Origin of the sequence: uncultured Roseobacter sp., assembly GCF_947493125.1 — a bacterium.
Classification (GTDB): domain Bacteria; phylum Pseudomonadota; class Alphaproteobacteria; order Rhodobacterales; family Rhodobacteraceae; genus Roseobacter.
The window spans coordinates 466,995-493,149 of sequence record NZ_CANLQB010000002.1; the positions used below are offsets into that span (position 1 = coordinate 466,995).

24 protein-coding genes are annotated in these 26,155 nt (G+C 65.2%); 15 read left to right on the forward strand and 9 right to left on the reverse strand.

Annotated elements, in window-relative coordinates:
- Positions 1-34: 34 nt before the first annotated feature.
- Both queG and Q1A71_RS06015 read left to right on the forward strand, forming a co-directional pair.
- A complete protein-coding gene (gene queG / locus Q1A71_RS06010; protein WP_299673009.1) occupies positions 35-1,090 on the forward strand; it encodes a tRNA epoxyqueuosine(34) reductase QueG in 1,056 nt (351 codons plus the stop codon).
- Positions 1,087-3,093 carry a hydantoinase/oxoprolinase family protein gene (locus Q1A71_RS06015; protein ID WP_299673012.1) on the forward strand — a complete coding sequence of 669 codons (2,007 nt, stop codon included), beginning with the start codon at positions 1,087-1,089 and terminating at the stop codon, positions 3,091-3,093. The genes queG and Q1A71_RS06015 overlap by 4 nt, the downstream gene beginning before the upstream one ends.
- 4 nt (positions 3,094-3,097) lie before the next feature.
- Here Q1A71_RS06015 and Q1A71_RS06020 read toward each other — a convergent pair whose 3' ends face one another.
- The 3 genes from Q1A71_RS06020 to msrB all read right to left on the reverse strand — a co-directional run bounded on the left by Q1A71_RS06020 (position 3,098) and on the right by msrB (position 6,245).
- Positions 3,098-5,173, reverse strand: a complete 2,076-nt coding sequence (locus tag Q1A71_RS06020) for a PAS domain-containing methyl-accepting chemotaxis protein (RefSeq protein WP_299673015.1) — start codon at positions 5,171-5,173, stop codon at positions 3,098-3,100.
- 113 nt (positions 5,174-5,286) lie between these two features.
- Positions 5,287-5,799 (reverse strand): peptide-methionine (S)-S-oxide reductase MsrA, encoded by a 513-nt coding sequence (gene msrA, locus Q1A71_RS06025; protein ID WP_299673018.1) that lies wholly within the window; start codon positions 5,797-5,799, stop codon positions 5,287-5,289.
- Positions 5,796-6,245 (reverse strand): peptide-methionine (R)-S-oxide reductase MsrB, encoded by a 450-nt coding sequence (msrB, locus tag Q1A71_RS06030; protein WP_299673021.1) that lies wholly within the window; start codon positions 6,243-6,245, stop codon positions 5,796-5,798. The genes msrA and msrB overlap by 4 nt, the downstream gene beginning before the upstream one ends.
- Before the next feature lie 146 nt (positions 6,246-6,391).
- Here msrB and Q1A71_RS06035 point away from each other — a divergent pair, with 146 nt between their 5' ends.
- Positions 6,392-6,889: a glutathione peroxidase gene (locus tag Q1A71_RS06035; protein ID WP_299673200.1), complete on the forward strand. Its 498-nt coding sequence runs from the start codon at positions 6,392-6,394 to the stop codon at positions 6,887-6,889.
- Positions 6,890-7,034: 145 nt separating this feature from the next.
- Here the strand turns inward: Q1A71_RS06035 and Q1A71_RS06040 are convergent, their stop codons facing one another.
- Together Q1A71_RS06040 and Q1A71_RS06045 are read right to left on the reverse strand one after the other, a co-directional pair.
- Complete coding sequence (locus Q1A71_RS06040; RefSeq protein WP_299673024.1) at positions 7,035-8,018, reverse strand: GlxA family transcriptional regulator; 984 nt, start codon at positions 8,016-8,018, stop codon at positions 7,035-7,037.
- Positions 8,019-8,098: 80 nt separating this feature from the next.
- Positions 8,099-8,968, reverse strand: coding sequence for a DMT family transporter (locus Q1A71_RS06045; protein WP_299673027.1), 870 nt, complete (start codon positions 8,966-8,968; stop codon positions 8,099-8,101).
- A gap of 94 nt (positions 8,969-9,062) precedes the next feature.
- Between Q1A71_RS06045 and Q1A71_RS06050 the strand changes: the two genes are divergently transcribed.
- Together Q1A71_RS06050 and ppk2 are read left to right on the forward strand one after the other, a co-directional pair.
- The gene (locus tag Q1A71_RS06050) at positions 9,063-9,698 is read left to right on the forward strand and encodes a LysE family translocator (protein WP_299673030.1); all 636 of its coding nucleotides are present in this window, start codon (positions 9,063-9,065) and stop codon (positions 9,696-9,698) included.
- Between the two features lie 135 nt (positions 9,699-9,833).
- A complete protein-coding gene (gene ppk2, locus Q1A71_RS06055) occupies positions 9,834-10,634 on the forward strand; it encodes a polyphosphate kinase 2 (protein WP_299673033.1) in 801 nt (266 codons plus the stop codon).
- Positions 10,635-10,697: 63 nt separating this feature from the next.
- On the opposite strand, the gene Q1A71_RS06060 is transcribed toward ppk2, so the two are convergent.
- The 3 genes from Q1A71_RS06060 to ade form a co-directional block, all read right to left on the reverse strand.
- Positions 10,698-10,985 (reverse strand): HU family DNA-binding protein, encoded by a 288-nt coding sequence (locus Q1A71_RS06060; RefSeq protein ID WP_263842166.1) that lies wholly within the window; start codon positions 10,983-10,985, stop codon positions 10,698-10,700.
- 141 nt (positions 10,986-11,126) lie between these two features.
- Positions 11,127-12,590 carry an AMP nucleosidase gene (locus Q1A71_RS06065; RefSeq protein WP_299673039.1) on the reverse strand — a complete coding sequence of 488 codons (1,464 nt, stop codon included), beginning with the start codon at positions 12,588-12,590 and terminating at the stop codon, positions 11,127-11,129.
- Positions 12,587-14,389 carry an adenine deaminase gene (gene ade, locus Q1A71_RS06070; RefSeq protein WP_299673042.1) on the reverse strand — a complete coding sequence of 601 codons (1,803 nt, stop codon included), beginning with the start codon at positions 14,387-14,389 and terminating at the stop codon, positions 12,587-12,589. Before ade ends, Q1A71_RS06065 begins: the two co-directional genes overlap by 4 nt.
- Positions 14,390-14,439: 50 nt before the next feature.
- On the opposite strand from ade, the gene Q1A71_RS06075 reads away from it, so the two are divergent.
- The 8 genes from Q1A71_RS06075 (at position 14,440) to Q1A71_RS06110 (ending at position 22,747) form a co-directional block, all read left to right on the forward strand.
- Entirely contained in the window at positions 14,440-14,862 is a 423-nt protein-coding gene (locus tag Q1A71_RS06075) for a glyoxalase (protein WP_299673202.1), read from the forward strand.
- 78 nt (positions 14,863-14,940) lie between these two features.
- Positions 14,941-15,696: a class II aldolase and adducin N-terminal domain-containing protein gene (locus Q1A71_RS06080; protein WP_299673045.1), complete on the forward strand. Its 756-nt coding sequence runs from the start codon at positions 14,941-14,943 to the stop codon at positions 15,694-15,696.
- A 226-nt stretch (positions 15,697-15,922) separates the two neighbouring features.
- The gene (locus tag Q1A71_RS06085) at positions 15,923-17,086 is read left to right on the forward strand and encodes an acyl-CoA dehydrogenase family protein (RefSeq protein ID WP_299673048.1); all 1,164 of its coding nucleotides are present in this window, start codon (positions 15,923-15,925) and stop codon (positions 17,084-17,086) included.
- A 24-nt stretch (positions 17,087-17,110) separates the two neighbouring features.
- The gene (locus Q1A71_RS06090) at positions 17,111-19,144 is read left to right on the forward strand and encodes an acetate--CoA ligase family protein (protein ID WP_299673051.1); all 2,034 of its coding nucleotides are present in this window, start codon (positions 17,111-17,113) and stop codon (positions 19,142-19,144) included.
- Positions 19,145-19,924, forward strand: coding sequence for a carnitinyl-CoA dehydratase (locus tag Q1A71_RS06095; protein WP_299673054.1), 780 nt, complete (start codon positions 19,145-19,147; stop codon positions 19,922-19,924).
- A gap of 68 nt (positions 19,925-19,992) precedes the next feature.
- On the forward strand, positions 19,993-21,246 hold the full coding sequence (locus Q1A71_RS06100) for a glycosyltransferase family 4 protein (RefSeq protein ID WP_299673057.1): 1,254 nt from the start codon (positions 19,993-19,995) through the stop codon (positions 21,244-21,246).
- Between the two features lie 42 nt (positions 21,247-21,288).
- A complete protein-coding gene (locus Q1A71_RS06105) occupies positions 21,289-22,167 on the forward strand; it encodes an SDR family oxidoreductase (RefSeq protein WP_299673060.1) in 879 nt (292 codons plus the stop codon).
- Positions 22,148-22,747, forward strand: coding sequence for an exopolysaccharide biosynthesis protein (locus Q1A71_RS06110; protein ID WP_299673063.1), 600 nt, complete (start codon positions 22,148-22,150; stop codon positions 22,745-22,747). Before Q1A71_RS06105 ends, Q1A71_RS06110 begins: the two co-directional genes overlap by 20 nt.
- Before the next feature lie 372 nt (positions 22,748-23,119).
- On the opposite strand, the gene Q1A71_RS06115 is transcribed toward Q1A71_RS06110, so the two are convergent.
- Positions 23,120-23,731: a GNAT family N-acetyltransferase gene (locus Q1A71_RS06115; RefSeq protein ID WP_299673066.1), complete on the reverse strand. Its 612-nt coding sequence runs from the start codon at positions 23,729-23,731 to the stop codon at positions 23,120-23,122.
- Between the two features lie 48 nt (positions 23,732-23,779).
- Between Q1A71_RS06115 and Q1A71_RS06120 the strand changes: the two genes are divergently transcribed.
- On the forward strand, positions 23,780-24,799 hold the full coding sequence (locus Q1A71_RS06120) for an alpha/beta hydrolase (protein ID WP_299673069.1): 1,020 nt from the start codon (positions 23,780-23,782) through the stop codon (positions 24,797-24,799).
- A gap of 373 nt (positions 24,800-25,172) precedes the next feature.
- Positions 25,173-26,123 carry a TAXI family TRAP transporter solute-binding subunit gene (locus Q1A71_RS06125; protein ID WP_299673072.1) on the forward strand — a complete coding sequence of 317 codons (951 nt, stop codon included), beginning with the start codon at positions 25,173-25,175 and terminating at the stop codon, positions 26,121-26,123.
- The last annotated feature ends 32 nt before the right edge of the window (positions 26,124-26,155 follow it).

The window sequence follows — 26,155 nt, forward strand, 5'->3', positions numbered from 1 at the left end:
GGTCGGACCTCGCATATTTCTGGAACAATGAAGTATGAGCGCGGTGCTCAAGACCCGACTGGTCGAGCAGGCCCTGGCGGAGGGGTTCGTGAGCGCTCGGGTTTGCAGGCCGGATGCCGTGCCCGAAATGGCCGCGCGGCTGCAGGCCTTCGTGGAGGCCGGATATCACGGGCAGATGGGCTGGATGGCGGAGCGGATGGCGTGGCGCGGTAACCCGGCAGCACTCTGGCCTGAGGCCCGCTCGGTGATCATGCTCGCCGAGAGCTATACGCCTACGTATAGTCCGCTGGAGATTTTGGACAAACCGGAGCGGGGCGCGATTTCGGTCTACGCGCAGGGGCGGGATTACCACGATGTGGTCAAGAAGCGCCTCAAACGGGTGGCGCGGTGGCTGTTGGCCGCAGTGGATGCGCCGGCGGAGGTGAAGGTTTTTGTGGATACAGCGCCCGTGCCGGAGAAGGCCCTGGGGCAGGCCGCGGGCTTAGGCTGGCAAGGCAAGCACACCAATCTGCTCAGCCGCGCGTGGGGCAACTGGGCCTTTCTGGGTGCGATCTTCACGACCGTCGAGCTGCCAGTCGATGATCCGGAAGCGGATCACTGCGGTTCCTGCCGGGCCTGTCTGGATGTGTGTCCGACCGATGCCTTTCCGGCGCCGTACCAGCTCGACGCGCGGCGCTGCATTTCCTATCTGACCATCGAGCACAAGGGGCCGGTGCCGGACGACATACGAAAGCGTATGGGAAATCACATCTACGGGTGTGATGATTGCCTCGCCGTCTGTCCCTGGAACAAGTTTGCGGTGGCGGCGCGGGACATGCGGTTGACCGCGCGGCCCGCGTTGGTGGCACCGGCGCTGCGCGATCTGGTGCAGCTGGACGATGCGGGGTTCCGCGCGCTCTTTGCGGGCTCTGCCGTCAAGCGGATCGGCCGCAATCGTTTTGTGCGCAATGTGCTCTATGCCATCGGGAACTCCGGGCGACCCGATCTGAAACCGGCGGCGGCAGCGCTGATCCAGGATGCGGACCCGGTGGTGGCGGAGGCGGCGGTCTGGGCCGTGGCCCAGCTCGACCGGGTGGAGGCCGCGCGGTGAGCCTGTTGCTGGGGGTGGACACCGGCGGGACCTACACCGACGCGGTGCTGATCCGTGACGAGACCGAGGTTGTGGCCTCGGCCAAGGCGCTGACGACGCGCGGCGATCTGGCCCGGGGTGTCGAGGCGGCGATCCGGTCCGTGGTGGAGCGGTCTGGTGCGGCGCCGGAGGACGTCGGGCTCGCCGCGCTGTCGACGACGCTGGCGACCAATGCGCTGGTCGAGGGGCAAGGCGGGCGCGTCGGGTTGATCTACATCGGGTTTCCGACGCGCGATATGCAGGCGCATGGGTTGGCGGAGGCTCTGGGGGAGGACCCGTTTCTGATCTGTCCGGGTGGGCATGACCATGCCGGGGCGGAGGCGCACCCGCTCGGTGAGGCCGAGATAGCCGCCTTTCTGGCCGCGCATCGGGATGGGGTGAGCGGGTTTGCCGTGGCCGCGCAGTTTGCAACGCGCAATCCGGCGCATGAACGGCAGGCGGCGGAGTTGGTCGCGGAGCTCACCGGGCGGCCCGTGTCGGCATCGCACCAGCTGTCGGCGCGGCTGAACGGGCCCAGGCGGGCGGTGACGGCGGTGTTGAACGCCCGGCTGATCGGCATGATCGCGCGGCTGATCGGGCGCACCGAGGCGGTTCTGGAGCGGCTGCGGATCGCAGCGCCGCTGATGGTGGTGCGGGGGGATGGGGCGCTGATCGCGGCGGAGCAAGCCCGGGCGCGGCCCATCGAGACGATCCTGAGCGGTCCGGCGGCCTCCCTTGTGGGCGCGCGCTGGCTCACCGGGGTGCAGGATGCGCTGGTCAGCGATATCGGCGGCACGACAACGGATATTGCGCTGTTGCGCGGCGGTCTGCCGGCGATTGACCCGGCAGGCGCGCAGGTGGGGCCCTATCGCACAATGGTCGAAGCGGTGGCGATGCGGACGACGGGCCTCGGGGGTGACAGCGAGGTGCAGGTGGTGACCGAGGGGCTGCAGGGCGGGCTGACGCTGGGCCCCCGCCGGGTGGTGCCGGTGTCGCTGCTGGCGGTGGAGGCGCCCGAGGTGGTGCGCCCGGCGCTGGAGGCGCAGCTGCGCAGCGCTGCCTCCGGTGAGCAGGATGCGCGGTTTGTCCGGGCGGTGCCGGGGCAGAGCCGCGAGGGTCTGGGGCCGCGCGATCTTGCGGTGCTGGAGCGGGTTGGTACGGATGTGCGCCCGCTGGCGGAGGTGCTGCGGGCGCGGATTGACCACGGGGCGCTGGCGCGGCTGGTGGGGCGCGGGCTGGTGCAGCTGGCCGGGGTGACGCCCTCCGATGCGAGCCATGTGCTGGGTCGGCTGGCGGTGTGGGACAGCGGGGCGGCGGATATGGCGGTGCGGCTGGTGGCGCGCAAGCGGGTGGGGTCGGGCCAGGTGCTGGCCGCGGATGCGCAGGCTCTGGCGCAGAGGGTCGTGGACCAGTTGACGGCGCAGACGTCGGCGGCGCTTCTGGAGGCCGCCTTCGCCGAGGAGGCGCGGGATTTCGGCGAGAGCCCGCAGGTGTTGGCGCGGCACGGGTTGATGCAGGCGGGGTTGGCCGAGCATCGCGGGCTGGTGCGGCTGAGTGCGGGGCTCAACCTGCCGGTCGTGGGATTGGGGGCGTCGGCGGCGAGTTATTATCCGGCGGTGGGCCCGGCGGTGGGGACGCAGATGGTCCTGCCGGAGCACGGGGGCGTGGCGAATGCCATCGGTGCGGTGGTCGGGCGTGTGACGATGCGGCAGAGCGGCACGGTGACCTCGGCCGGCGAGGGGCGGTTCCGGGTGCATCTGGAGGCCGGACCCCGCGATCTGACCGATCAGGCGGCGGCGCTCGAGGTGCTGGAGCGGGCGCTGCGGGATCGGGCGCGGGCGGAGGCCGTGGCTGCGGGGGCGGCGGATGTGCAACTGTCGGCCCGGCGCGATATTCGCCGTGCGATCGTCGATGGGCGTGAGGTCTTTGTCGAGGCAGTGGTGACCGTCGAGGCGAGCGGGCGGCCACGCGTCGCCGCGGGCTGAGCCGTCAGGAGGCGCGGCGCTGCGGCAGTGCTTCCTCCGCCGTGTCGGGGGAGCCGATCTGGAACGACGCCGCGATCTTGCCGAGTTTTTCCACCTCGTTGGCGAGCAGCTGCGTTGCCGCATTGGTCTCTTCGAACATGGCCGCGTTCTTCTGGGTCACGTCGTCGAGGCTGCTGACGGAGGTGGTAATCTCTTCGAGGCCGCCCGACTGCTCGGCGGCGGCTGCGGCGATGTCGGCGATCATCTCGCTCAGATCGGCGACGAACCCGTCGATCTCGGCCAGGGATTCACCTGTCTTCGACACCAGATCGACCCCTTGGTGCACCTGATCCGCGGAGGTCGCGATGAGGCTGGCGATCTGCGTTGCCGCGTCGGAGGAGCGTTGGGCGAGGGCGCGCACTTCGGAAGCCACGACCGCGAAGCCGCGCCCGGCATCGCCCGCCCGCGCGGCCTCGACACCGGCGTTGAGCGCCAGAAGATTGGTCTGGAAGGCGATATCGTCGATCATCGAGGTGATCTTGGAGATCTCGTCGGAGCTGGAGGCGATGGCCGTCATCGCCGCGCGGGCCTGGGCCATGACCTCGGAGCCGGCGGTGGCGCGGCTCTTGGTCTTGTCGACCACATTGCGCGTGTTGCTGGCGATCTCTGCGGTGGACTTCACCGAGGTCGACATCTCGGTGATCGCGGCTGCGGTCTCTTCCAGAGAGGCCGCCTGGCTCTCGGTGCGGCGGCTGAGGTCGTCGGACGCGGTGGAGATCTCGCTGGTGCCAGAGTCGATCTCGCGGCTGGCCTCCACCACCCCGCCCAGGCTGTTGCGCAGCTTGGAGATGGCGGTGTTGAAATCCTGTTTTAGCGGATCGAAGTCAGGACCGAACGCCCCTTGGATGTCATAGCGCAAGTCGCCGTCGGCCAGTTGCGCCAAGGCCTCGCGCAGCGAACGGATCGCCTTCACCCGGGGTGTGATATCACTGGCGTATTTCACCACTTTGGCAGTATTGCCATTGGGGCCGATCACAGGTGTGTAGCTGGCGGAAATCCAGACATCCGAGCCGTCCTTCGCGCGTCGGCGATATTCGCCTGTGTGGAACTTGCCGGACTGAAGGATGCGCCAGTGCTCGGCATATTCGGCTGTGTCGGCCTCGCCGTCGGGCATGAACATGCGGTGATGTTTGCCGACGATCTCATCGAGGGTATAGCCCATGGCGCCCAGGAAGAGATCGTTGGCGTGCCGGATGGTGCCATCGGGCGAGAATTCGATCACCGCCTGGATCTTCGAGATCGTGTTCGTCATGTCGTTGGCTTCCATGACCGCCGTGACATCGCTCTTGACCGAGATGAGGCGCGTCACATTGCCGTCCACATCCCGCTCGGCACAGAACATCGCCTGCACCCAGAAGCCGGTTCCGTCCTTGCGGAACCGCTTGAAATTACCGGCGGGAATCTTGCCGCTGCGCACCTCTTTAAGGAACTGGGCGTATTCATCCGTGCCTGCATAGTCGGGATGGACAAGGTTGGCATGCTTCTGGCCAATCATCTCATCCCGTGTGTAGCCAAACATCTCCAGCGCGGTATCGCTGGCCTCGAGGATCGTGCCCTCGATGTCATAGACCAGCCGGGCATGGGTTGCCGAGATCGCTTCGATCTGGCGAACGAGGTTTTCGGTATTGGAGTTTTCCAGCGCCCGCGCCTTGGTCACATCATGGCCGACTTTGGCCACCTGTACGATCTCGCCGAGCTCGTTCTTGATCGGAAGGTAGGTGGCGGACAGCCAGACCTTGGCGCCGGATTTGGTCAGACGACCGATGGTTTCGGCCCGCGCTTCGCCGGTCATCAGCTCATTCAGGGGCACATCCGGCCCGCCCTGCGCGGTATCTGCGGGATCGAGCAGGATGCGGCGGGGCTGGCCGACGATTTCATCTGTCGTATAGCCGAAGAGTTCACAGAATTTGTCATTCACTCCGAGGATGGTGCCGTCCGGTGAAAACCAGACCATCACGTTTGACAGGCTCATTGCCGACAGGAACGGGTCGTCCAGTCGCGCCTGGGTTTTCTCGGTGGATTTTCTCTTGAACAAAGGCACGCTAAAGCCCTCCAGCTGGCTGGAGGACGGTCTATGGGCTCAGCCTTAAGAAACGGTTGAGACGTCTGCCACCCTGGGCGACTTTTGCAGGGGCCGCGCCAGGACATGCGCGCCTATTCGGCCGCCTGCGTGCGTTTGGGCAGAACCCAATCAGCGCGGGGAAAATGGCAGGTGTAGCCGTTGGGAATACGCTCGAGGTAGTCCTGATGCTCGGGCTCGGCTTCCCAGAAGGCGCCCACGGGCTCGACCTCGGTCACAACCTTGCCGGGCCAGAGGCCCGAGGCCTCCACATCGGCGATGGTGTCGAGCGCCACCTGCTTTTGTGCCTCATCCACGTAGTAGATGGCCGAGCGGTAGCTCATGCCGACGTCATTGCCTTGTCGGTTGGGTGTTGTGGGGTCGTGGATCTGGAAAAAGAATTCCAGCAGGTCGCGATAGGTGGTCTGTGCGGGGTCGAAGATGATCTCGATGCCCTCGGCGTGGGTGCCGTGGTTGCGATAGGTCGCCTGCGGCACATCGCCGCCGGTATATCCCACGCGGGTCGCGATCACGCCGGGGCGCTTGCGGATCAGATCCTGCATCCCCCAGAAACATCCCCCTGCCAGAACTGCGCGCTGATGGCTCATGCCACGTCCTCCACTTGATCGATGTAATCACCATAGCCTTCGGCGGCCATGTCGTCACGGTGCACGAAACGCAGGCTGGCGGAGTTGATGCAATAGCGCAGGCCGCCGCGGTCTTGCGGGCCGTCGGGGAAGACGTGGCCCAGGTGGCTGTCGCCATGGGTCGAACGCACCTCGGTGCGGACCATGCCCAGGGTGGTGTCGCTGAGCTCTGTCACATGCGCGGGTTCGATGGGTTTGGTGAAGCTGGGCCAGCCGCATCCGCTCTCATATTTGTCGGCGGAGGCAAAGAGCGGCTCGCCCGAGACGATATCGACGTAGATGCCCGGCTCCTTGTTGTGCAGCAGCTTGCCGGTGCCGGGGCGTTCGGTGCCGTTCTGCTGGGTGACGCGGTATTCTTCGAGCGACAGCTTCGAGATCGCCTCGTCGGTCTTTTCGTATGTGGGCATGGGACCTCCGTTAACGCTTTGCTCCTTAAGATGGGTCAAATCCGGGGAAGTTAAAGAGGGGTGGGCGGCTGACATCCGTGCCAGCGGCCCTATATGCGGGGCAAGCAGAGATGGAGCGCGATATGACACGGATGGGTGCAGCGATCATGGGGCTGGTGGCCGGGGCCGCGGCGCAGGCGGGCGTCTCGGCGCATGAGTTTGCGTCGATCGATGGTGGCATGCTGAACACAGGCGATTGGGCGGGCCAGCCGGTGCTGGTCGTGAACACCGCCTCTCAATGCGGGTTCACCGGGCAGTACGAGGGGCTGCAGGCGCTCTATGATGCGTATCGCGATCAGGGGTTGGTGGTGCTGGCGGTGCCGTCGGATGACTTCAACCAGGAGCTGGGCAGCGCCGAGGAGGTCAAGGAATTCTGCGAGATGACCTTCGGGCTCGACCTGCCGATGGCGGATATCACCCGCGTGAAGGGCAAGAACGCGCATCCCTTCTATCGCGAGGTGGCGGAAGAGACGGGGTTTGTGCCGCGGTGGAACTTCAACAAGGTGTTGATCGGGCCCGAAGGCGATGTGGTGGGCACCTGGGGCAGCAGCACCAAGCCGCAGTCGCCCAAAATCACGGGCGCAATAGAGACCTTGCTGCGGTAGCCCCCTGGTCCTGACGGTCGCATGATGCGGTGAAGGCAGCGCCACCGGGCGGCGCGGGGCGTGCCCCGCGCCGCCCGGTGGCGCTGCCCGCCCGTGGCAGAGGACATGGCCCCGACACCCGGCTGTCCGGCTGGTCGATATGTATCTACATGCCGCCGCGCCAGACCAGCTGGGCCTTGCCGCCCTCCAGGCCGGGGCTGATGCCATAGGCGGCGCGGTAACTCTTGGAGAAGTGCGACAGGGATTTGAACCCGCAGGCGACGCAGACGTCCGTCACGGACAGGTCCGTCTGGCGCAGAAGGTCGCGCGCCTTTTCCAGCCGCAGCCGCAGGTAGTACCGTTTCGGCGAGACGCCGATGTATTTCGCAAAGAGCCGCTCCAGCTGGCGGGTGGAGAGCTCCACGATGCCGGAAATCTCGTCCGGCGTGAGCGGGTCCTCGATGTTGTTTTCCATGATCTGCAGCGCCATCGCGAGCTTGCCGTTGCGCACCTGCACCCGACTTTGCAGTGTTGCGCGCTGGGCGTGATCGGGCAGGCGCGGGTCGGTATAGACCATCTGGTCGGCGACCCAGGTGGCCAGTTCGGTGCCATGCTCGGCCTTGATCCGCTCAAGCATCATGTCCATCGAGGCCGCACCACCCGCGGTGGTAAAGACGCGCCCGTCGATGGAGAAAATCGCCGTCTCCATGATCACATCGGGTAGGATCTCGGTCAGCGCCGCGCGGTACTCCCAATGGGTCGTCACACGCTTGCCGGAGAGCAGCCCGGCCAGCGCGAGCACATAGGTGCCCGAGGAGAGTGCGCCGAAATCCATACCGCGCCGCACCTCGCGGCGCAGCCAGTTGATCAGGGTCTTGGAGGTGTTTTGGCCGACGTCCTCGCCAGCGCAGATGACGATGGTCTCGTGGCGCTCCAACTCGGTCAGGGGGCCGTCGACCTCGGTGGTGACGCCGTTGTAGGCGCGGACGGGCGCGCCGGTCTCGCTCAGCACGCGCCAGCGGTAGTAGGGCCCGCCGCCCGGGTGCCGGTTGGCCAGGCTCAACGCCTCCAGTGCGCAGGCAAAGCCGAGCTGCGAGAACCCGGGAACCAGTACGAAGGCATAGGGTTGGAGCGCGTCGCGCGATGTCATCAGGGTCTGGTCCGTGAGCTGGCCGACAGGGCGGGCTGCGCATGATGCTATCCTGATGACAGCGCCTGCGCGCGGTCCGTTTACGCCCCTTTTTGTCGCGAAAGCTGCACGGCGAGGATGCCGAGCGCAATGATCGCGACACCCAGAAGATCGAGCAGGCCGAGCTGTTCGCCCAGCAGCAGGGCCGCGATGGCGACCCCAAGGAAAGGGTTGAGAAAGTGGAAGGTCGCAGCCCGGGTGGCGCCGATACGGTTCACCAGCCAGAACCACACGAAGGTCGCGGCGAGCCCTGGGATCAGTGTGGTATAGGTGAAGGCGGCGAGCAGCGGCCAACTGGGGGTGAGGCGCGGGGTCTCGAAGAGCGCCGTCGCCAGAGCCAGCGTGGCGCAACCCACGAGCATCTGCAGCCCCACGATCATCAGGAAGTTCCCGCCCGAGGTCGCCCCGCGCACCGCCAGCGTGGCGATGGTCAGCGCGATCACGCCGATCACGCAGAGCAGGAGCCCCACCAGATCCACCCCGCCGCTGATCCGCGTGCCCATGATCAGACCGACGCCGAGCATGCCGGCCACCAGCCCTGCCACGCTGAGCCGCGCCAGCCTCTCCTTCAGCACCAGCCAACCCGCCAGAGCCACAAGCAGCGGCATGGTGGAGGCGATGATCGCCGCGACCGAGGCTTCGATGGTCTGCATGGCAACGAAGTTGAGGCCGAGATAGACCGCGTTCTGCAGGACGCCGAAGACGATGGTCGCGCGCCACTGGGCGCGGGTGAGATGCCAGGATTGCCCCAGCGCCTTGGCAATGATCACACCGAGCAGACCGGAGATCAGATAGCGCAGGGTCAGCGCGGCCAGCGGCGAGGCATCGGCCACGATGATCCGCGCAGAGGTGAAGGCCGAGGACCACATGAGAGCGAAGGCAAGCCCCGCCAGTATCGCGCGCATGTCCATGAAGGTCCTGTCCCGTTCTGGGGCTGACCATCCCGGAAATCCCGGAGAAGGGCAAGCGCTTGTGGGCCGCACAAATCGGTGCCATCAAGGCGCGATGCTGATTGATCCAAATGTGCTGGCGGTCTTTGTGACGGCCTCCGTCGCGCTGGCCATGGCGCCGGGGCCGGACAATATCTTCGTGCTGACGCAATCGGCGCTTTACGGGCGCATGGCGGGGGTCATCGTGACTCTGGGCCTCTGTGTCGGGGTGATGGTGCACACCACGGCGGTGGCCCTGGGTGTGGCGGTGATCTTCCAGACCTCGGCGCTGGCCTTCACCGTGCTGAAGCTGCTGGGTGCGGCGTATCTGCTCTATCTCGCGTGGAAGGCGTTTCGCGCCGGGACGACCGAGATCGGCGCGGCAGGGGGGCCGCTGCCGCCACGGGCGCTGTTTCTGCGCGGGGTGGTGATGAATGTGACCAACCCCAAGGTGGCGATCTTCTTTCTGGCCTTCCTGCCGCAGTTCGCGGACCCCGCGCGCGGATCGGTCACGGCACAGATTTTCCTCTTTGGTCTGACCTTCGTGGTCTGTGCCCTGCTGGTTTTCTCGGCAGTGGCCATTGCCGCGGGGTCGCTGGGGACATGGCTGGCGCGGCGGCCACAGGCGCAGGTGGTGATCAACCGCGTGGCGGGCGTGGTCTTCGTGGGGCTTGCCCTGCGCCTTCTGGCCTCGCAACGCCTCGGCAGCTAGCGTCTTTTGCGGGTGATGTGACGCGAAGGGCGCGGCGGCAGGTTTTCGGGACCGGACGCTTGGTGCGGTAGGCCGCGCGCGTCGCGGCAGGCTGTGCTAGGCTGCGCTGCAGAGGTGACGGAACGGGAGGCCAATATGACGAAGATTTCCAATTCTGCTTATGAAGCGGAGCTTGCGCGGTTGCAGATCGAACTGGTGAAGCTGCAGGAATGGGTCAAGCACAGCGGTGAGCGGATCGCCATCGTCTTCGAGGGCCGGGACGCCGCCGGCAAGGGCGGCACGATCAAGCGGATCACCGAGGCCATGAACCCGCGCATCTGCCAGGTCGTGGCTCTGCCCGCGCCCACCGAGCGCGAGACGTCGCAATGGTACTTTCAGCGCTACGTCGCCCATCTGCCATCGGCGGGGGAGATCATCATCTTCGACCGCTCGTGGTACAACCGCGCAGGTGTCGAGCGCGTCATGGGCTTTTGCACCGAGCACGAATACCGCGAGTTCATGCGCAGCTGCCCGGAGTTCGAGCGGATGCTCGTCCGGTCCGGCATTCGGCTGATCAAATACTGGTTCTCGGTCAGCGACGAGGAGCAGGAACGCCGGTTCCAGAAGCGCCGCACCCACCCGACCAAGCGCTGGAAGCTGAGCCCGATGGATCTGGAAAGCCGCAAGCGCTGGGTCGATTACTCCAAGGCCAAGGACGACATGTTCGCCCATACCGACATCAAGCAATGCCCCTGGTATGTGGTGGAGTCGGATGTGAAGAAGCATGCGCGGCTGAACTGCATCAGCCATCTGCTGTCGCTCATTCCCTATGAGGATGTCGAGGCCGAGGAGATCATCCTGGAGCCGCGCCCGCCGCAACGCGGCTATGTGCGCCCGCCAATGGCGGATCAGACCTTCGTGCCGGAGGCCCATGCGCGGCTGCTCGCGCCCTCGTGACCGGCAGGCGCCAAAAAAAAGGGTCGCCCGCGGGCGACCCTGAACAGTCACAGCGGAGTGGCCTTAGCCGTTCACGCTGTCCTTGAGCGCTTTGGCGATGGTCATCTTGACCACCTTGTCCGCGTCTTTCTTGAATTGCTCGCCGGTGGCGGGGTTGCGCACCATACGCTCCGGGCGCTCACGGCAGTAGATCTTGCCGACGCCGGGCAGGGTCACGGCGCCGCCGCCGGACACCTCACGCGTGATCAGGTTGCAAACGGCTTCCAGCGCCGCGCCTGCGGATTTCTTGTCGGATCCCATTTCGTCGGCCAGAGCCGCGACGAGTTGGGTCTTTGTCATTGGTTTCGCCATGTTCTTGTTCTCCTTCGCTGCCCGAACGATTGGGCCTCATAACCGAAATCTACCCGGATGTTGTGTATGAACACAACGATTAGTGGAGCAATGCAAGGAAAAACATGCAAAATTAGCCTATTTTCTTGGGTTTTCGGGCGCTCAGAGGAAGGCAGTCTCTTCGAAGGAGCGCAATTTCCGGCTGTGGATGCGTTCCAGCGGCATGGTGCGCAGCCGTTCCATGGCCTGGATGCCGATCAGCAGATGCCGTGTGACCTGTGTTTTATAGAAGTCCGAGGCCATGCCGGGCAGCTTCAACTCGCCGTGCAGCGGCTTGTCGGAGACACACAGCAGCGTGCCGTAAGGGACGCGGAACCGGTAGCCGTTGGCGGCGATGGTGGCACTTTCCATGTCGAGGGCGACGGCGCGGGACTGGCTGAGCCGCTGCACCGGGCCGGACTGGTCGCGCAGCTCCCAGTTGCGGTTGTCGATGGTCGCCACGGTGCCCGTGCGCATGATGCGCTTGAGCTCGTAGCCTTCGAGTGCCGTCACCTCGGCCACGGCCTGTTCCAGCGCGATCTGGATCTCGGCCAGCGCCGGGATCGGCACCCAGACCGGCAGGTCGTCGTCGAGCACGTGGTCTTCGCGCAAATACGCGTGGGCGAGCACGAAGTCCCCCAGCGCCTGGGAGTTGCGCAGCCCCGCGCAGTGGCCGACCATGAGCCAGGCGTGCGGGCGCAGCACGGCGATGTGGTCGGTGGCGGTCTTGGCGTTGGAGGGGCCGACGCCGATGTTCACCAGCGTGATGCCGGAGCCGTCTTCGCGCTTGAGGTGATAGGTGGGCATCTGCGGGATCTTGATCGCCTCGGCGAGCGGTGCGTCGCCCTTGGTGATGATCGCGTTGTCGGTGGAGACAAAGGCGGTGTAGCCCGAGGCCGGGTCATCCAGCTGAGCCCGCGCGTAGGCCTCGAACTCCGAGACGTAGAACTGGTAGTTCGTGAAGAGCACATGGTTCTGGAAATGCGCAGGATCGGTGGCGGTGTAATGCGCCAGCCGCGCGAGGGAATAATCCACCCGCTGGGCGGTGAAGGGGGCGAGCGGGCCGGTGCCGTCCGGCGAGACATAGGTCCCGTTCACGATGTCGTCGTTGGTGGTGGAAAGGTCCGGCACGTCGAAGACGTCGCGCAGGGTGAACTCCGCCGCACCTTCCTGCGGCACGGTGATGCTGCTGTCGTTGGCGACGGCGAAATGCACCGGGATGGGCGTATCGGAGGCCCCGATGATCACCGGCTGGCCGTGGTTCTCGAGCAGCAGGCCGATCTGTTGCGTGAGGTAACTGCGGAAGAGGTCGGGCCGGGTGATCGTCGCGCGGAAGCTGCCGGGCGCGGAGACATGGCCGAAGCTGAGCCGCGTGTCCACCTGCGCGAAGGTGGAGGTCTTGAACAGTACTTCGGGGTAGAAGGCGCGGATGCGGCCTTGCGGTGCGCCGTCGGACATGGCGGTGGTGAAATGGGCGCAGAGGAACTCGGTCGCCTGGGTGTAGAGCTCTTCCAGCCGCGCGACGGCGGCCTTGGCGTCCATGAATTCTTCGGCGGCGGGGGCGTTGGGGGTCAGGAGATCGGTCATGAGAGAGGTTCCACCACGGGAATGAAGTCGAATGTGCGTACGTCGACGAGGCCGAGATCGGAGATCCGCAGCTCGGGGATGACCACGAGGGCGAGCAGGGAGTGCTGCATGTAAGCGTTGTTGAGGGTGCAGCCGCAGGCGCGCATGGCGGCCATCATCTGATCGGCCTTGGCGGCAACCTCCGTGGCGGGCTGGTCGGACATGAGGCCCGCGATGGGCAGCTCCACCAGCGCCAGTTCTTCGCCGTCCCGGAAGATCACGATGCCGCCGCCGACCTCGCCCAGTCGGTTCGCGGCCATTGCCATGTGATCGGCGTCGGTTCCCACGACGATCATGTGGTGACTGTCGTGCGCGACGGTCGACGCCATCGCCATGGGGCCTTCGTAGCCGAAGCCCGAGACGAAGGCGTTGGTGACCTGCCCGGTCGCGCGGTGGCGTTCGACCAGTGCGATCTGGGCCACATCGCCCGTGGCCTGCACGCGGCCTTCGGTGACCGGCAGTTCGAATTGCAGCGCCTTGGTGGGGGCCTGGTTCTCCACCACGCCGATGACGTTGGCGCGCACGGCGTTGGCGCCACTGGGCGCGGGGATGGTGAAATCGTCGGCTTCCAGTGTCTTTCCCAGATGTACGGTCTGGCGGGCGGGCGCGGGCCAATTGTAATGCGGGCAGTCGACAAGGCAGGTACCATTCTCGGCGACGATCTGGCCGCGCGCGATCACGGTCTCGATGGGCAGGGTCGCGAGGTCCGAGGTCAGGATCACATCGGCGCGCCGGCCCGGGGTGAGCGAGCCGATTTCGCGCTCCAGCCCGAAATGCGTCGCCGTATTGACCGTGGCCATCTGCAGCGCCACCAACGGGTCGCAGCCGCAGTCGATGGCGTGACGTACCACCCGGTTCATATGCCCGTCGTTGACCAGCGTGCCGGAGTGGCAATCGTCCGTACACAGGATCATGTTGCGCGGATCGAGTCCCTTTTCGGTCACCGCGGTGATCTGGCTTTCCACATCATACCACGCCGAGCCCAGCCGGATCATCGATCGCATCCCCTGCCGCATGCGCGCAATGGCGTCCGCCTCGCAGGTGCCTTCGTGATCGTCCGCCGGGCCGCCCGCCACATAGCCCGCGAAGGCCGGGCCCAGATCGGGCGAGGCATAGTGCCCACCGACCGTCTTGCCTGCGCGTTGCGTGGCGGCCATCTCGGCCAGCATCTTGGGGTCGGCGTTGGAGACACCGGGGAAGTTCATCATCTCACCCAAGCCGATGATGCCGGGCCAGGTCATCGCCTCGGCCACATCCTCGGGGGTGATCTCGTAGCCGGTGGTCTCCATCCCCGGCGCGGAGGGCGCGCAGGAGGGCATCTGGGTGAAGATGTTCACCGGCTGCATCAGCGCCTCGTCGTGCATCATGCGCACGCCGTCGAGGCCCAGCACATTGGCGATCTCGTGGGGGTCGGTGAACATCGACGTGGTGCCATGGGGGATGACGGCACGGGCAAATTCCGCCGGGGTGAGCATGCCGCTCTCGATGTGCATATGCCCGTCGCAGAGGCCGGGGATCATGTAGCGGCCCCTGGCCTCGATGATCTGCGTGTCCGGCCCGATGCAATGCGCCGCATCCGGCACCACGCTGGCGATGCGGCCCGCGACGATGGCGATGTCGTAGCCATCGAGGATTTCGCGGGTATGGACATTGACCCATTTGCCTGCACGAATGACCGTATCGGCAGCGCTGCGCCCGGTCGCCACGGCGATGAGCTGCGGAGCGGTGTCGGGCCATGAGGGGAAGGGTGTCTGCGTCATGTCCCTAGGTGCCATGGGATTTTGGGATGTTCAAGCGGGGAGCGGCGCTCATGGACTATGAAACCGTATCAGCGGAGGATTTCGGCAAAAGCCTGCGTGGGATCGGGCTGAACCTGCTGGTGCGTGACGTGCGCGTGACGGCGGCGTTTCTGGAGCGCGTGTTCGAGATGGGGGTGCATCGGCTCAGCGAAGACTTCGCGATCCTCGCCTATGGGGAGGAGGTGTTTCAGCTGCACAGCGATGCGACCTATGGGGCGAATCCTGTGTTGGGGTTACTGCCTGAGACCCCGCCGCGTGGGGCGGGCATCGAGATCCGGCTTTATGACACCGACCCGGAGGCCGCCGTGGCGCGGGCGGAGGCGGCAGGCGCGATGATCCTGCAGGCGCCCACCGACAAGCCGCACGGGCTGCGCGAGGCTTATATCCTGTGTGATAACGGCTATGCCTGGGTGCCGAGCCGACCGCTGGAATAGGGGCCGCTGTCGCATTTTGGCTAGCCAGTCGGTTTCAGGCGTGATTCAGTTTGAGCATAGCCCATCGCGGAGGACCCCATGCTCAAAACTCAAACGCGTCCCAACATGGACCATTGGCAGGAGCGTGTGGATCTGGCCGCGGCTTTCCGCTGGACCGTGCGGCTGAACATGCATGAGGCGGTGGCAAACCACTTCAGCCTCGCGATCAACGACAACGGCACGCAGTTCCTGATGAACCCCAACCAGATGCATTTTGCGCGCATCCGGGCGTCGGATCTGATCATCGTCGATGCCAATGATCCTGCGAGCATGGAGGGGCCGGATGCGCCGGATCCGACGGCCTGGGGGCTGCACGGCGGGCTGCACCGGCACTGCCCGCGCGCGCGCTGTGCGATGCATGTCCATTCGCCCTATGCCACGGCGCTGGCGGCTTTGGCGGACAGCCGTCTGCCGCCGGTGGATCAAAACGCCTGCACCTTCTTCAACCGGGTCGTGATTGACGAGGACTACGGCGGGCTGGCCTTCGAGGATGAGGGGGAGCGTTGCGCGCAGCTCTTCGATGATCCGATGAAGAAAGTCATGGTCATGGGCAACCATGGGGTCATGGTGATCGGTGAGACGGTCGCGGAGACCTTTAACCGGCTCTACTACTTCGAGCGGGCCTGCATGACCTATATTCTCGCGCTGCAGACGGGCCGGCCTCTGCGCGTGCTGTCGGATGGGGTGGCGGAGAAAACGGCGCAGGAGCTGGAGAGCTACCCGGAGCAGGATGCGCGGCATCTGGCGGAGTTGAAAGCGATCCTTGATGAGGAAGGCAGCAGCTATGCGAGCTGAGGTCTGGAGGGCGCCGGTCGACGACGCGAAGCGCTGGACCAGCACACGTCGGCTGACGCCGCGACGCTAAACTTGTCCTTTTCGCCGTTTTGCGACGCCTTATTCACAGGTTTTCGTGCGATCCGCGCCATCGGCCCAGCTTGGTGGTGGATATGCACAGGACGTCCGGAATGGCGTGCAACTGTGTAGATGCTTGTCCTTTGAGGACTCCCGTGAGGATATGTTCATGGTCAGATATGGGCTTACTGATGAAAATCTGATGATTGCGGAGACTGTCCGTAGTTTTGTCGAAAAAGAGATCTATCCGCATGAAGAGCTGGTCGAGCGGACCGGTGACGTGCCTGTCGATCTCGCGCAGGACATCAAGCGCAAGACATTGGATCTGGGGTTTTACGCCTGCAATTTCCCACAAAGCGTGGGCTGCGCGGGGCTGAACCATCTGGAATTTGCGTTGGTGGAGCGCGAGTTGGGCCGCGGGTCCATGGCGCTGACGCATTTCTTCGGGCGCCCGCAGAACATCCTGATGGCCTGCGCGGGCGATCAGGTGGAGCGGTACCTGATGCCAGCCGTCCGGGGCGAGAAGATGGATGCGCTTGCCATGACGGAGCCGGGGGCTGGCTCGGACGTGCGCGGGATGAAATGCGCGGCCGTGCGGGACGGCGGTGACTGGGTGGTGAACGGGACCAAGCACTTCATCTCTGGCGCGGAGCACGCGGATTTCATTATCGTTTTCATCGCGACCGGAGAGGACCAGACCGACAAGGGACCGAAAAAGCGGATCACCGCATTCCTCGTCGATCGCGGCACGACCGGTTTCACGATCCGCGACGGGTACAAGTCGGTCAGTCACCGCGGCTACAAGAACATGATCCTGGAGTTCGATGACTGCCGACTTCCCGATGCCCAGGTTCTGGGCAAGGTGGACGGCGGGTTTGAGGTCATGAACACCTGGCTTTACGCCACGCGGATCACGGTCGCGGCGATGTCTGTGGGCCGCGCGCGACGGGTATTCGATTATGCACTGAATTACGCGGCTGAGCGCGAACAATTCGGCCAAAAGATCGGAAAATTTCAAGGGGTCAGTTTCCAGCTGGCCGATATGATCACCGAGATTGACGCCGCGGATCTGCTCACGCTGGCGAGCGCCGACAGGCTGGACCAAGGCCTGCCTGCGAACCGCGAGATCGCCAGTGCCAAGCTCTATGCCTCGGAGATGCTGGCGCGGGTCACCGATGCCGCGATCCAGGTGCACGGGGGGATGGGGCTGATGGATGATTATCCGCTGGAGCGGTTCTGGCGCGATGCCCGGGTGGAGCGGATCTGGGACGGCACCAGCGAGATCCAGCGCCACATCATCAGCCGCGATCTGCTGCGCGCACTGGGCGGGTGACACCGAGTGGCGGGGAAGGATCACATGAGCCGTGATCTGACGCGGCTGTTGTGCCCGCAGTCGGTGGCCGTGGTGGGCGGCGGTGGCTGGTGCGAACAGGCCCTGCGCCAGCTGCGCCGCCTCGGCTTTGAAGGGGAGGTCTGGCGCGTTCATCCCGATCCGACGCCTGTCGAGGGTGTGCCTGCGGTGCCCTCTGTGCGTGATCTGCCAGCAGCACCGGATGCGACTTTCATCGGCGTGAACCGGCATGCGACCGTCGAGGTGGTGGCGGAGTTGTCGCAGAGAGGGGCGGGAGGTGCTGTCTGTTTCGCATCCGGGTTTTCCGAGGCGCAAGGCGAAGATGCGGCGGCAGCGGCCCTTCAGACCGCCTTGACCAATGCTGCGGGGACGATGCCGATCCTCGGCCCGAACTGCTATGGTTTTGTCAATGCGCTGGACGGCGCGCTGCTCTGGCCGGACCAGCATGGGTGCGCGCGCGTGGAGCGTGGCGTGGCCGTTCTGACCCAAAGCTCCAACATCGCGATCAACCTGACCATGCAGCGCCGGGGACTGCCCATGGCCTATGTGGTGACCTGCGGAAACATGGCGCAGATGCGCCAGGCGCAGATCGCCGAGGCGTTGCTGGACGATCCGCGGGTGACGGTGATCGGGCTGCACATCGAGGGCTTTCGCGATGTCGCGGAGTGGGTTGCGCTGGCCTCCAAGGCCTATGAGCGGGGTGTGCCGCTGGTCGCGCTCAAGGTCGGGGTCACCGAGCAGGCACAGCGCACGACGATCTCGCACACCGCATCGCTGGCGGGCAGCGATGCGGGCGCGGAGGCCTTGCTCAACCGGCTTGGGATCGTGCGGGTGCATGATTTGCCGAGCTTTCTCGAAACGTTGAAACTTTTGCACTGCGCCGGGCGCTTGGCGTCAAATGCGCTGTCCTGCGTGAGCTGTTCCGGAGGAGAGGCGAGCCTCGCGGCGGATATGGCCGCGACCTTCGATCTGCGCCTGCCGCCACTGACGGAGGGGCAGAGTGCGGCTCTGGAGCGGGTGCTCGGGCCGATGGTCGCGCTGTCGAATCCGCTGGATTACCACACCTATATCTGGGGCGATGCGGCGAAGATGGCGGCGGCCTGGCGGCCCATGGCGGCGAGGCATATCGGATTGCTTCTGCTGGTGATCGACTATCCGCATACGGATGCCAGCGAATGGGCCAGTGCGACGCAGGCGGCCATTGCGGTGCATCGCGAAAGCCGGCGCCCCGTGGCGGTGGTCGCCACCTTGCCGGAGTTGATGCCGGAGGCGGTGGCGGCCGAGCTTATGGCGGCGGGTGTCATCCCGCTGTGTGGTTTGCGCGAGGCGTTGGCGGCGGCGGAGGCGGCGGCGCGGCCTGCCGCGCCGCCGCCTCCGCCGCCGCTGCCCCCGATCCCGGACGTGGAGACCCGGATGATCGATGAAGCGGCGGCCAAGACGCTTCTGAGCGCGCATGGTCTGAGCACACCGCCGCATGTGGTTTTGGCCGATGCCGCAGCGGAGGCAGCCTCTGATCTGACGGCGCCACTGGTGCTCAAAGGCTTGGGCCTGGCCCATAAATCCGACGCGGGGGCCGTGCGCCTAGGGCTCACGCAGGGGGCGCTGGCCGCGGCGGCGGACGCGATCGGCGCCGAGGCGTATCTGGTCGAGGAGATGGTCGAAGGAGCCGTGGCCGAGCTGCTCGTCAGCGTGTCGCGGGATCCGGCCCATGGGGCGGTACTGACCCTGGGGGCGGGCGGTGTGCTGACCGAGTTGTGGCAGGACACAACCTCTCTCCTCCTGCCTGTCACGAAGGAGGATGTGCGGCCGGCACTGGCGCGGTTGCGCATCTTTCCCTTGCTGGCCGGCTATCGCGGCCAGCCGCCGGCGGATATGGATGCCATTGTGGCCGCGGTCATGGCGCTGCAGGACTGTGTGATTGCGCAGGGTGATGCGATCAGGGAGGTTGAGATCAACCCGTTGATCTGCACACCGACCCGGGCCGTGGCGGTGGATGCGCTGATGCTCGTGGCCCGGGACAGTCAACCAGAGGAGACGTGAATGGAGCCGATCAAGACCAGACGCAAGGGGGCGATCCTTCAGGTGACGCTCGACCGGCCCAAGGCCAATGCGATTGACCTGAAGACCTCGCGGGTGATGGGTGAGGTCTTTGCCGGGTTTCGGGACGATCCCGAGCTGCGGGTCGCGATCCTGACCGGGGCGGGTGAGAAGTTTTTCTGTCCGGGCTGGGACCTCAAGGCCGCGGCGGACGGGGATGCGGTGGATGGGGACTATGGCGTCGGCGGCTTCGGCGGTCTGCAGGAGCTGCGCGGGCTGAACAAGCCGGTGATTGCGGCTGTCAACGGCATCGCCTGTGGCGGCGGGCTGGAACTGGCGTTGAGCGCGGATATGATCCTCGCGGCCGAGCACGCCACCTTCGCGCTGCCCGAGATCCGCTCCGGCACGGTGGCGGATGCGGCTTCGGTCAAGCTGCCCAAACGCATCCCCTATCACATCGCCATGGAGCTGTTGCTCACCGGGCGGTGGTTCGATGTGGAAGAGGCGCACCGCTGGGGGCTGGTAAACGAGATCCTGCCGGCGCAGGCGCTGATGGAGCGGGCCTGGGCGCTGGCCGAACTGCTCGCCTCGGGGCCGCCGCTTGTCTATGCCGCTATCAAGGAGATTGTCCGTGATGCGGAGGACGCCAAGTTTCAGGACAGCATGAACCGGATCACGAAGCGGCAGCTTGAGACGGTGGACCGGCTCTATGCCTCGGACGATCAGCTGGAAGGCGCGCGGGCGTTTGCGGAAAAGCGCGATCCGGTGTGGAAGGGCCGCTAGTCGGGTTTGCCAAGACTGCCTGAGTGCCGCTATGAGAGGCGCAGCCGGGATGAATGTGGTGAGTGAAGATGAAGCTGTTGTTTGTGCACCAGAACATGCCCGGCCAGTACCGCGAGATCGTGCAGTGGTTGCTGGCGACAGGCGATCACGAGATCGCCTTCCTGACCCAGCGCCGCAAGCCGCCGCAGTTCGATGGTCTGCGCACGGTGATCTACAAGCCGCACCACGTGCCCGGCAAGGACGCCTATGGCCTGTCGAGGGTCTGGGAAGAGGCCACGGGCGCCGGGTTCGGAGCGGCCATGGCAGCGCGCAAGCTGGAACGGGACGAAGGCTTCAAACCGGACATCATTGTCGGTCATGTGGGCTGGGGCGAGTTGACCTTCTTCAAGCAGGTCTGGCCGGATGTGCCGATCATCGGGTATTTCGAGTATTACTACAATCGACACGGCGGGCTGGTGGGTTTTGACCCCGAAGAGCCCGTTTCGGATCATGCGCCCTTCCTGATGCAGGCGCGCAACGCGGTGCCGCTGGCCAATATCGAGACGGTTGATCTGGGCCAGTGCCCGACACTATGGCAGCGGGACCGGTTCCCGGCGAGCTTTCATGACAGGATGTATGTCTGTCACGACGGCATCCGCGCGGACAGGCTGGTGCCGGATCCGGAGGCCTCGCTGTCGCTGGGGCGGCTGGACCGTCCGTTGACCCGCGCGGATGAGGTGATCACCTATGTGGCGCGCAATCTGGAGAAGACGCGCGGCTTCCACGTACTGATGCGGGCGCTGCCGCGGATTCTGCGGGAGCGGCCTGAGGCCCGGGTGCTGATCATCGGCGGCAACGAGGTGTCTTATGGCGGCAAGTCGCAGACCCCCGGCGGCCTGCGCGCCGAGATGGAGCGGGAGGTGGGCCAGGACATCGACTGGAGCCGTCTGCATTTTCTGGGGCAGATCCCCTATCGGGAGTTCCAGCGGCTCGTGCAGCTGAGCCGCTGTCATATCTATCTGACGATGCCCTTCGTGCTGTCGTGGTCGCTGATGGAGGCGATGGCGATGCAGGCGACCATTGTGGCGTCTGATGTCCTGCCGGTGCGCGAGGCGATCACCCATGGCGAGACCGGGCTGCTGGTGGATTTCCATGACCCGGAAGCGCTGGCGCACCAAGTCGTCGAGGTGGTCGCGGAGCCCGGTCCCTTTGCGCATCTGGGCCCGGCGGCGCGCGCCCACATCCTGGAGCACCACGATTTTCTCACCCGGTGCCTGCCGGAGCATCTGCGCCGGATCAATGCGCTGGTGCCGGGTGCGCGACAGATCGAGCTGCCGGTTTGAGATCGCCTTGCGCGCGGGCGCCGCGCGGTCCACTTTGAACGCATGAGCAAGACCCTTCTGTCCTTCGGCCATGGGTTCAGCGCCAAGGCCCTCACCCCGCGCCTTCTCCGCAAGGGTTGGCGCGTGATCGGCACCACCCGCAGCGCGGAGAAGGCGGAGGCGGTGGCGGCGAGCGGGGCCGAGCCGCTGGTCTGGCCGGGGGCGGAGATCTCGCATGCGCTGAAGCAGGCGGATGCGCTGCTGATCTCGGCAGGTCCGGGCCCGGAGGGCGACCCGGTCTTGAACGCCCTGCGCGACGAGATCACTGCCGCGGCCCCGCGGTTCGAGTGGGTCGGGTATCTGTCGACCACCGGCGTCTACGGCGATCACGCAGGCGGTTGGGTCGATGAGAGCACCGCGCTCACCCCATCAACCCGGCGCGGGCAGGCGCGGGTCGCGTCGGAAGCCGCGTGGCAGGCCATCCCCGATCTCAAGCTGCATATCTTCCGGCTCGCGGGCATTTACGGACCGGGGCGTGGCCCCTTTGCCAAGGTGCGCAAGGGCACGGCGCGGCGGATCATCAAGCAGGGGCAGGTCTTCTCGCGCATCCATGTGGAGGACATCGCGCAGGTGCTGGAGGCCTCGCTGGCAGCGCCGAACCCGGGGGCCATCTATAACCTGTGCGATGACGACCCCGCCCCGCCGCAGGATGTGATCGCCTATGCAGCGGAGCTTCTGGGCCTGCCCCTGCCGCCCGCGGTGGATTTCGAGACCGCCGAGATGACGCCCATGGCCCGGAGTTTTTACGCTGAAAGCAAGAAAGTGCGGAACGATCGCATCAAAGAGGAGTTAGGTGTGCAACTGCTATATCCCGATTATCGAACCGGGCTGGAGGCTTTGCTGCGTGACGAACGCGATGACCATGACGGGACAGACCTATGAGGACTGGCCCCTGACAACCCTGCTCGACGCGGTGGACCGCGCGGCGGAGGACGACACGGTCGAGTTGCGTGATGTGCTCGCCGAGATCGGAGACCGCACGATCACACCGGTGATCCTCGTTGTCGCGCTCCTGCTCGTCTCGCCCCTTTCGGGTGTGCCGGGTGTTCCGACCATTTGCGCCGCCGTCATCATCATGCTGTCGTTGCAGGGGCTTGCGGGGCGCAGGTTATGGCTGCCGCGCTGGATGATGCGTGCGGAAGTGAAGGGCCACCGGCTGCAGCAGGCGGTCAAGTGGCTGCGCCGGCCCGCGGACTGGATCGACCGGAACTCGCACCCGCGTTTGCAGTACCTGACGCGCGGCCCGATGCGATTGCTGATCCTCGCGCAATGTGCGGTCATCCCGCTTGGCTGGCCCGCGCTGGAGCTGTTGCCTGGTGTTACTTCGCTTGCAGCGGCTACGGTGGGGCTCTTCGCCTTCGGGCTCTTTGCGCGTGACGGATATTTTGTGATTGCAGGCTATATCGGCATGGTCGCCGTCCCGGCGGGTGCGCTGGCGCTGTTGAACGCCGCGGTGCTCTGACCTTTGGGGTAGGCGGTGGCCTGTACTGTTGTCACTCCATCTGTTCTCCAACTGCGACGGCTGAGATTTGTGCCACGCAGCAGATGTCCCGTCCCGCGATGTCAACCCTGACAGGTCCACCAGACGCCCGCTCGAGCCATTGTGGGAGTAGGGAACCCGAGGCTTGCTTTGACTTGCAAAGGGGCCGACGCGATGTTGGTGTGCGACGATCCGGACGGCGCTTTGCACGGTTGGCTGCGTGAAACGCGAGAAACCGACGCGCGGGGATCTCCTCAGCGCGGGATGAGGGTGATGTCGTGATACGGGTCCTGGCGGCATGGACCCCGGATGCGGATGGTCAAAGAGGTGCTGTCGTGTTCGCCTCGATCGCAGTCAGCGTATGACCGATTTCGTCATTTCGGTTGCGGAGGAAAAGCCAAAAATGACACGCAGCGGACCGAGGCGCGTGACGGCGTTTTCCAAGAAGCCTTCCCGCTCATAGAGTGCGCGTGCGCGCGGGTTGGTGTCGATGACGTCCAACCGCACCTTCCGAAGGCCCAGGGACACGGCATGGGCCTCGATCGCCTGCAGAAGCGCTTTGCCGACCCCTTGTCCCCGTGCGTCGGGGTCGACAAAGATACCATCCATGAGCAAGGTGCCGTCCGCGCACTCCCGTTCCAACGTGTGGATCAAGCCTCCGCGCAGGGTAGCGCTGGCCCATCCGTATGTGGCCACAAGATCGCGGAAGCCTCCGCCCACAAGTGCACCCTGAGGCGTCTTGAAGCCCGCCACGCCGAGAAAATCGCCACTTGCAGAAACAGCGCTGATGGCATGACTTGGATCCAGAACGCTTTCGATGAAGCGCACTGCCTTGCGCTCCGGACCCAGCGGATAGCGCAGTTTCCGCGCAAAGGCGCGCCAGTATCCCAGGGCGGCACTGGTCCGGTGTTCGGGCCTCACGCCATTCTCGATGTAAAATGAATGGGTTGGATGGATTGCGCTCACCGACAGAACTCCCTAGGTCAGGATTGAGATGGGCATGTTCCGGGGTGAATGCAATTGAAGCTTTGGTTCACTCTGCTGGCCGCTTTGGTCCTGGTCGCCGTCGCGGGTACCGTTCTTTGGCGTTTGGCGGACCACGATCTGGAGCGCCGGACACATGAGGGCTTTGATTTCCAGTCCTCCGGGCAGACCATCTCGGGAAGCCTGTGGCTTCCGGAGGACGATCCGATTGCGGCCATTGCCCTCGTTCACGGGGACGGGCCGCAGGATCGGACCTCCGCAGGCGGATATGCCCCGATCATCAATGCATTGCTCGACAGGCGTATCGCAGTGGCCTCCTGGGACAAACCCGGCGTTGGGGTGTCGGATGGAAACTGGCTGCATCAGTCCATGGCGGACCGCACGGCCGAAGTTCAGGCCGCTCTGCAGCGTCTGAACCAACGCTTTGATGGAGTTTCCGTCGGCGCTCTGGGCTTTTCGCAGGCCGGTTGGGTCTTGCCGTCTCTCACGCGCGATGACGCGGACTTTCTTGTGTTGGTGGGGGCTGCCGTCTCGTGGCAGGAGCAGGGGGCGTACTACACGCGGGTACGCCTTGCGATGGACGGTGCGAGCGCTGAGGAGATTGAAGGCGCGATTGCCGGGCAGGACGCGGAGGACCAGCGTGTCTTTGGCCCGAACGCTTCGGTAGATGCGGTCCCGGACGGCATGTCGACCGATCGCTGGCGATTTATCCGACAGAACCGGGACGCGGATGCGCGGGAGGCGCTTGCCGGGCTCGATCTTCCCTTGCTTGCCCTTTGGGGCGAGAAGGATCTGAACGTCGATGCGGCACGCGACGTGGCGATCTACCGAGGTATCTTGTCCGAAAGGGAGGCGCCCACGCAGATCGTCGTTTGGCCGGATGCCACACATGGTCTTCTCAAGGCGTCCGCCTATAACTGGCAGTTGACCGGCGACTGGTCCGCATTTGCGGTCATCAGGTTTCTGGCGGAAGGTCGTTATGCCTATGCGCCGGGCGCGTTGGATAGGATTGCCGACTGGGTGGCGCAGACCGGCGACAGCGACAGCTGAGCGCCGCCGCTTGGGTGATGTGGGCTCATGGCCGACTTTGGGTGCCGCGCAACCGGGCGTTGGGGCCGACCGACACCCAAGCGCCGATAACCGGGTCTGCCAAAAACGACTCAAGGATCACCGACGGCTCCGATCAGCCCGGGCTGAGCGTGCCCGCGCGTCGCTGGGCCGGGATATGTTGTTCCGGGACCTCGGATTGCGCCAGACTGATCAGGTCCTTGTCTGGAGACATGCGCCCGTCGATGACAGGGATGGCGCAGTGGAACAGGACCCTCGCGGCACCCAATCGCACAGGAAGCGGCTTTTCACACCGGTCTTTCGCGGGCATAGTCACACCAATGGCATAAAATAGCCGAAACACAGGGAGTTACACATGAAGACCATTCGACTTCTCGCCGGTGCCGCCATAGCGCTGGCTGTTGCCGCCACATCGGCCAGTGCCGAGACCCGCGTAACCTATAAATCCGCCAAATCCACGTCGTCCTACTACCAGATGGGGGTCCAGATCGCGGAAGCGATGAAGGCGGGCTCGGATATCATCGTGACCGTCGAGGAAAGCCAGGGCTCCGTTCAAAACGTGATGGAGGTCAAGGCCCGGGGTGGGGATTATGTGTTCACGACGCCTCCTGCGCTGGTGCGGCTGGCAAAGGGCGGCAAGGCGATGTTTGAAGGCAAGGGCGACCCGGCCTTCGACGAGATCCGCGCGCTGTTTCCCATTCCGTCCTTGACGATGCACTTTGTCACCCGCGCGGATGCTGACATCAACGGCTTCGCGGATCTCGAGGGCAAAACGGTCCTGCTGGGCAAAGGCTCCTTCGGGGCGCGTGAAGGGGAGAAATATCTGCAGCTTTTCGGTCTGGACGGCAAGGTGACGCTTGCGGAAGTCGAGCTCTCCAACGCCGTACCGGCCCTGAAGAACGGCCAGATTGATGCCTTTGTGACAGCTGGATCCTACCCCGCGCCAAATGTCATCGAGGCGGCGGCGTCAACGGGTGTAAACGTCCTGTCGTTGAGCGAGGATCAGATTGCCCAGACCAAGCGCGCACGCCTTGTGATCCCCGCAGGCACATATGCCGGACAAGAGAAGGACATCGTCACGACCTCTCTGCCCGTGGTCGCCTACACCACCACGAAAATGGATGACGAGACCGCCTATCAGCTCACAAAGACGTTCTGGGAGGGCAAAGCCGCCATGGGCGCGGCCGCACCTTGGTGGAACGGTGTCGATGAGGGCCTGATGGGCAATATCGAAGGCAAGATCCACCCCGGTGCGATCCGCTATTACGAGGAAGCCGGAATGGCGCTGACCGACGCGCAGATGTAGGCTCCAAGCGAACGGCACGGGCCGGGCCAGGC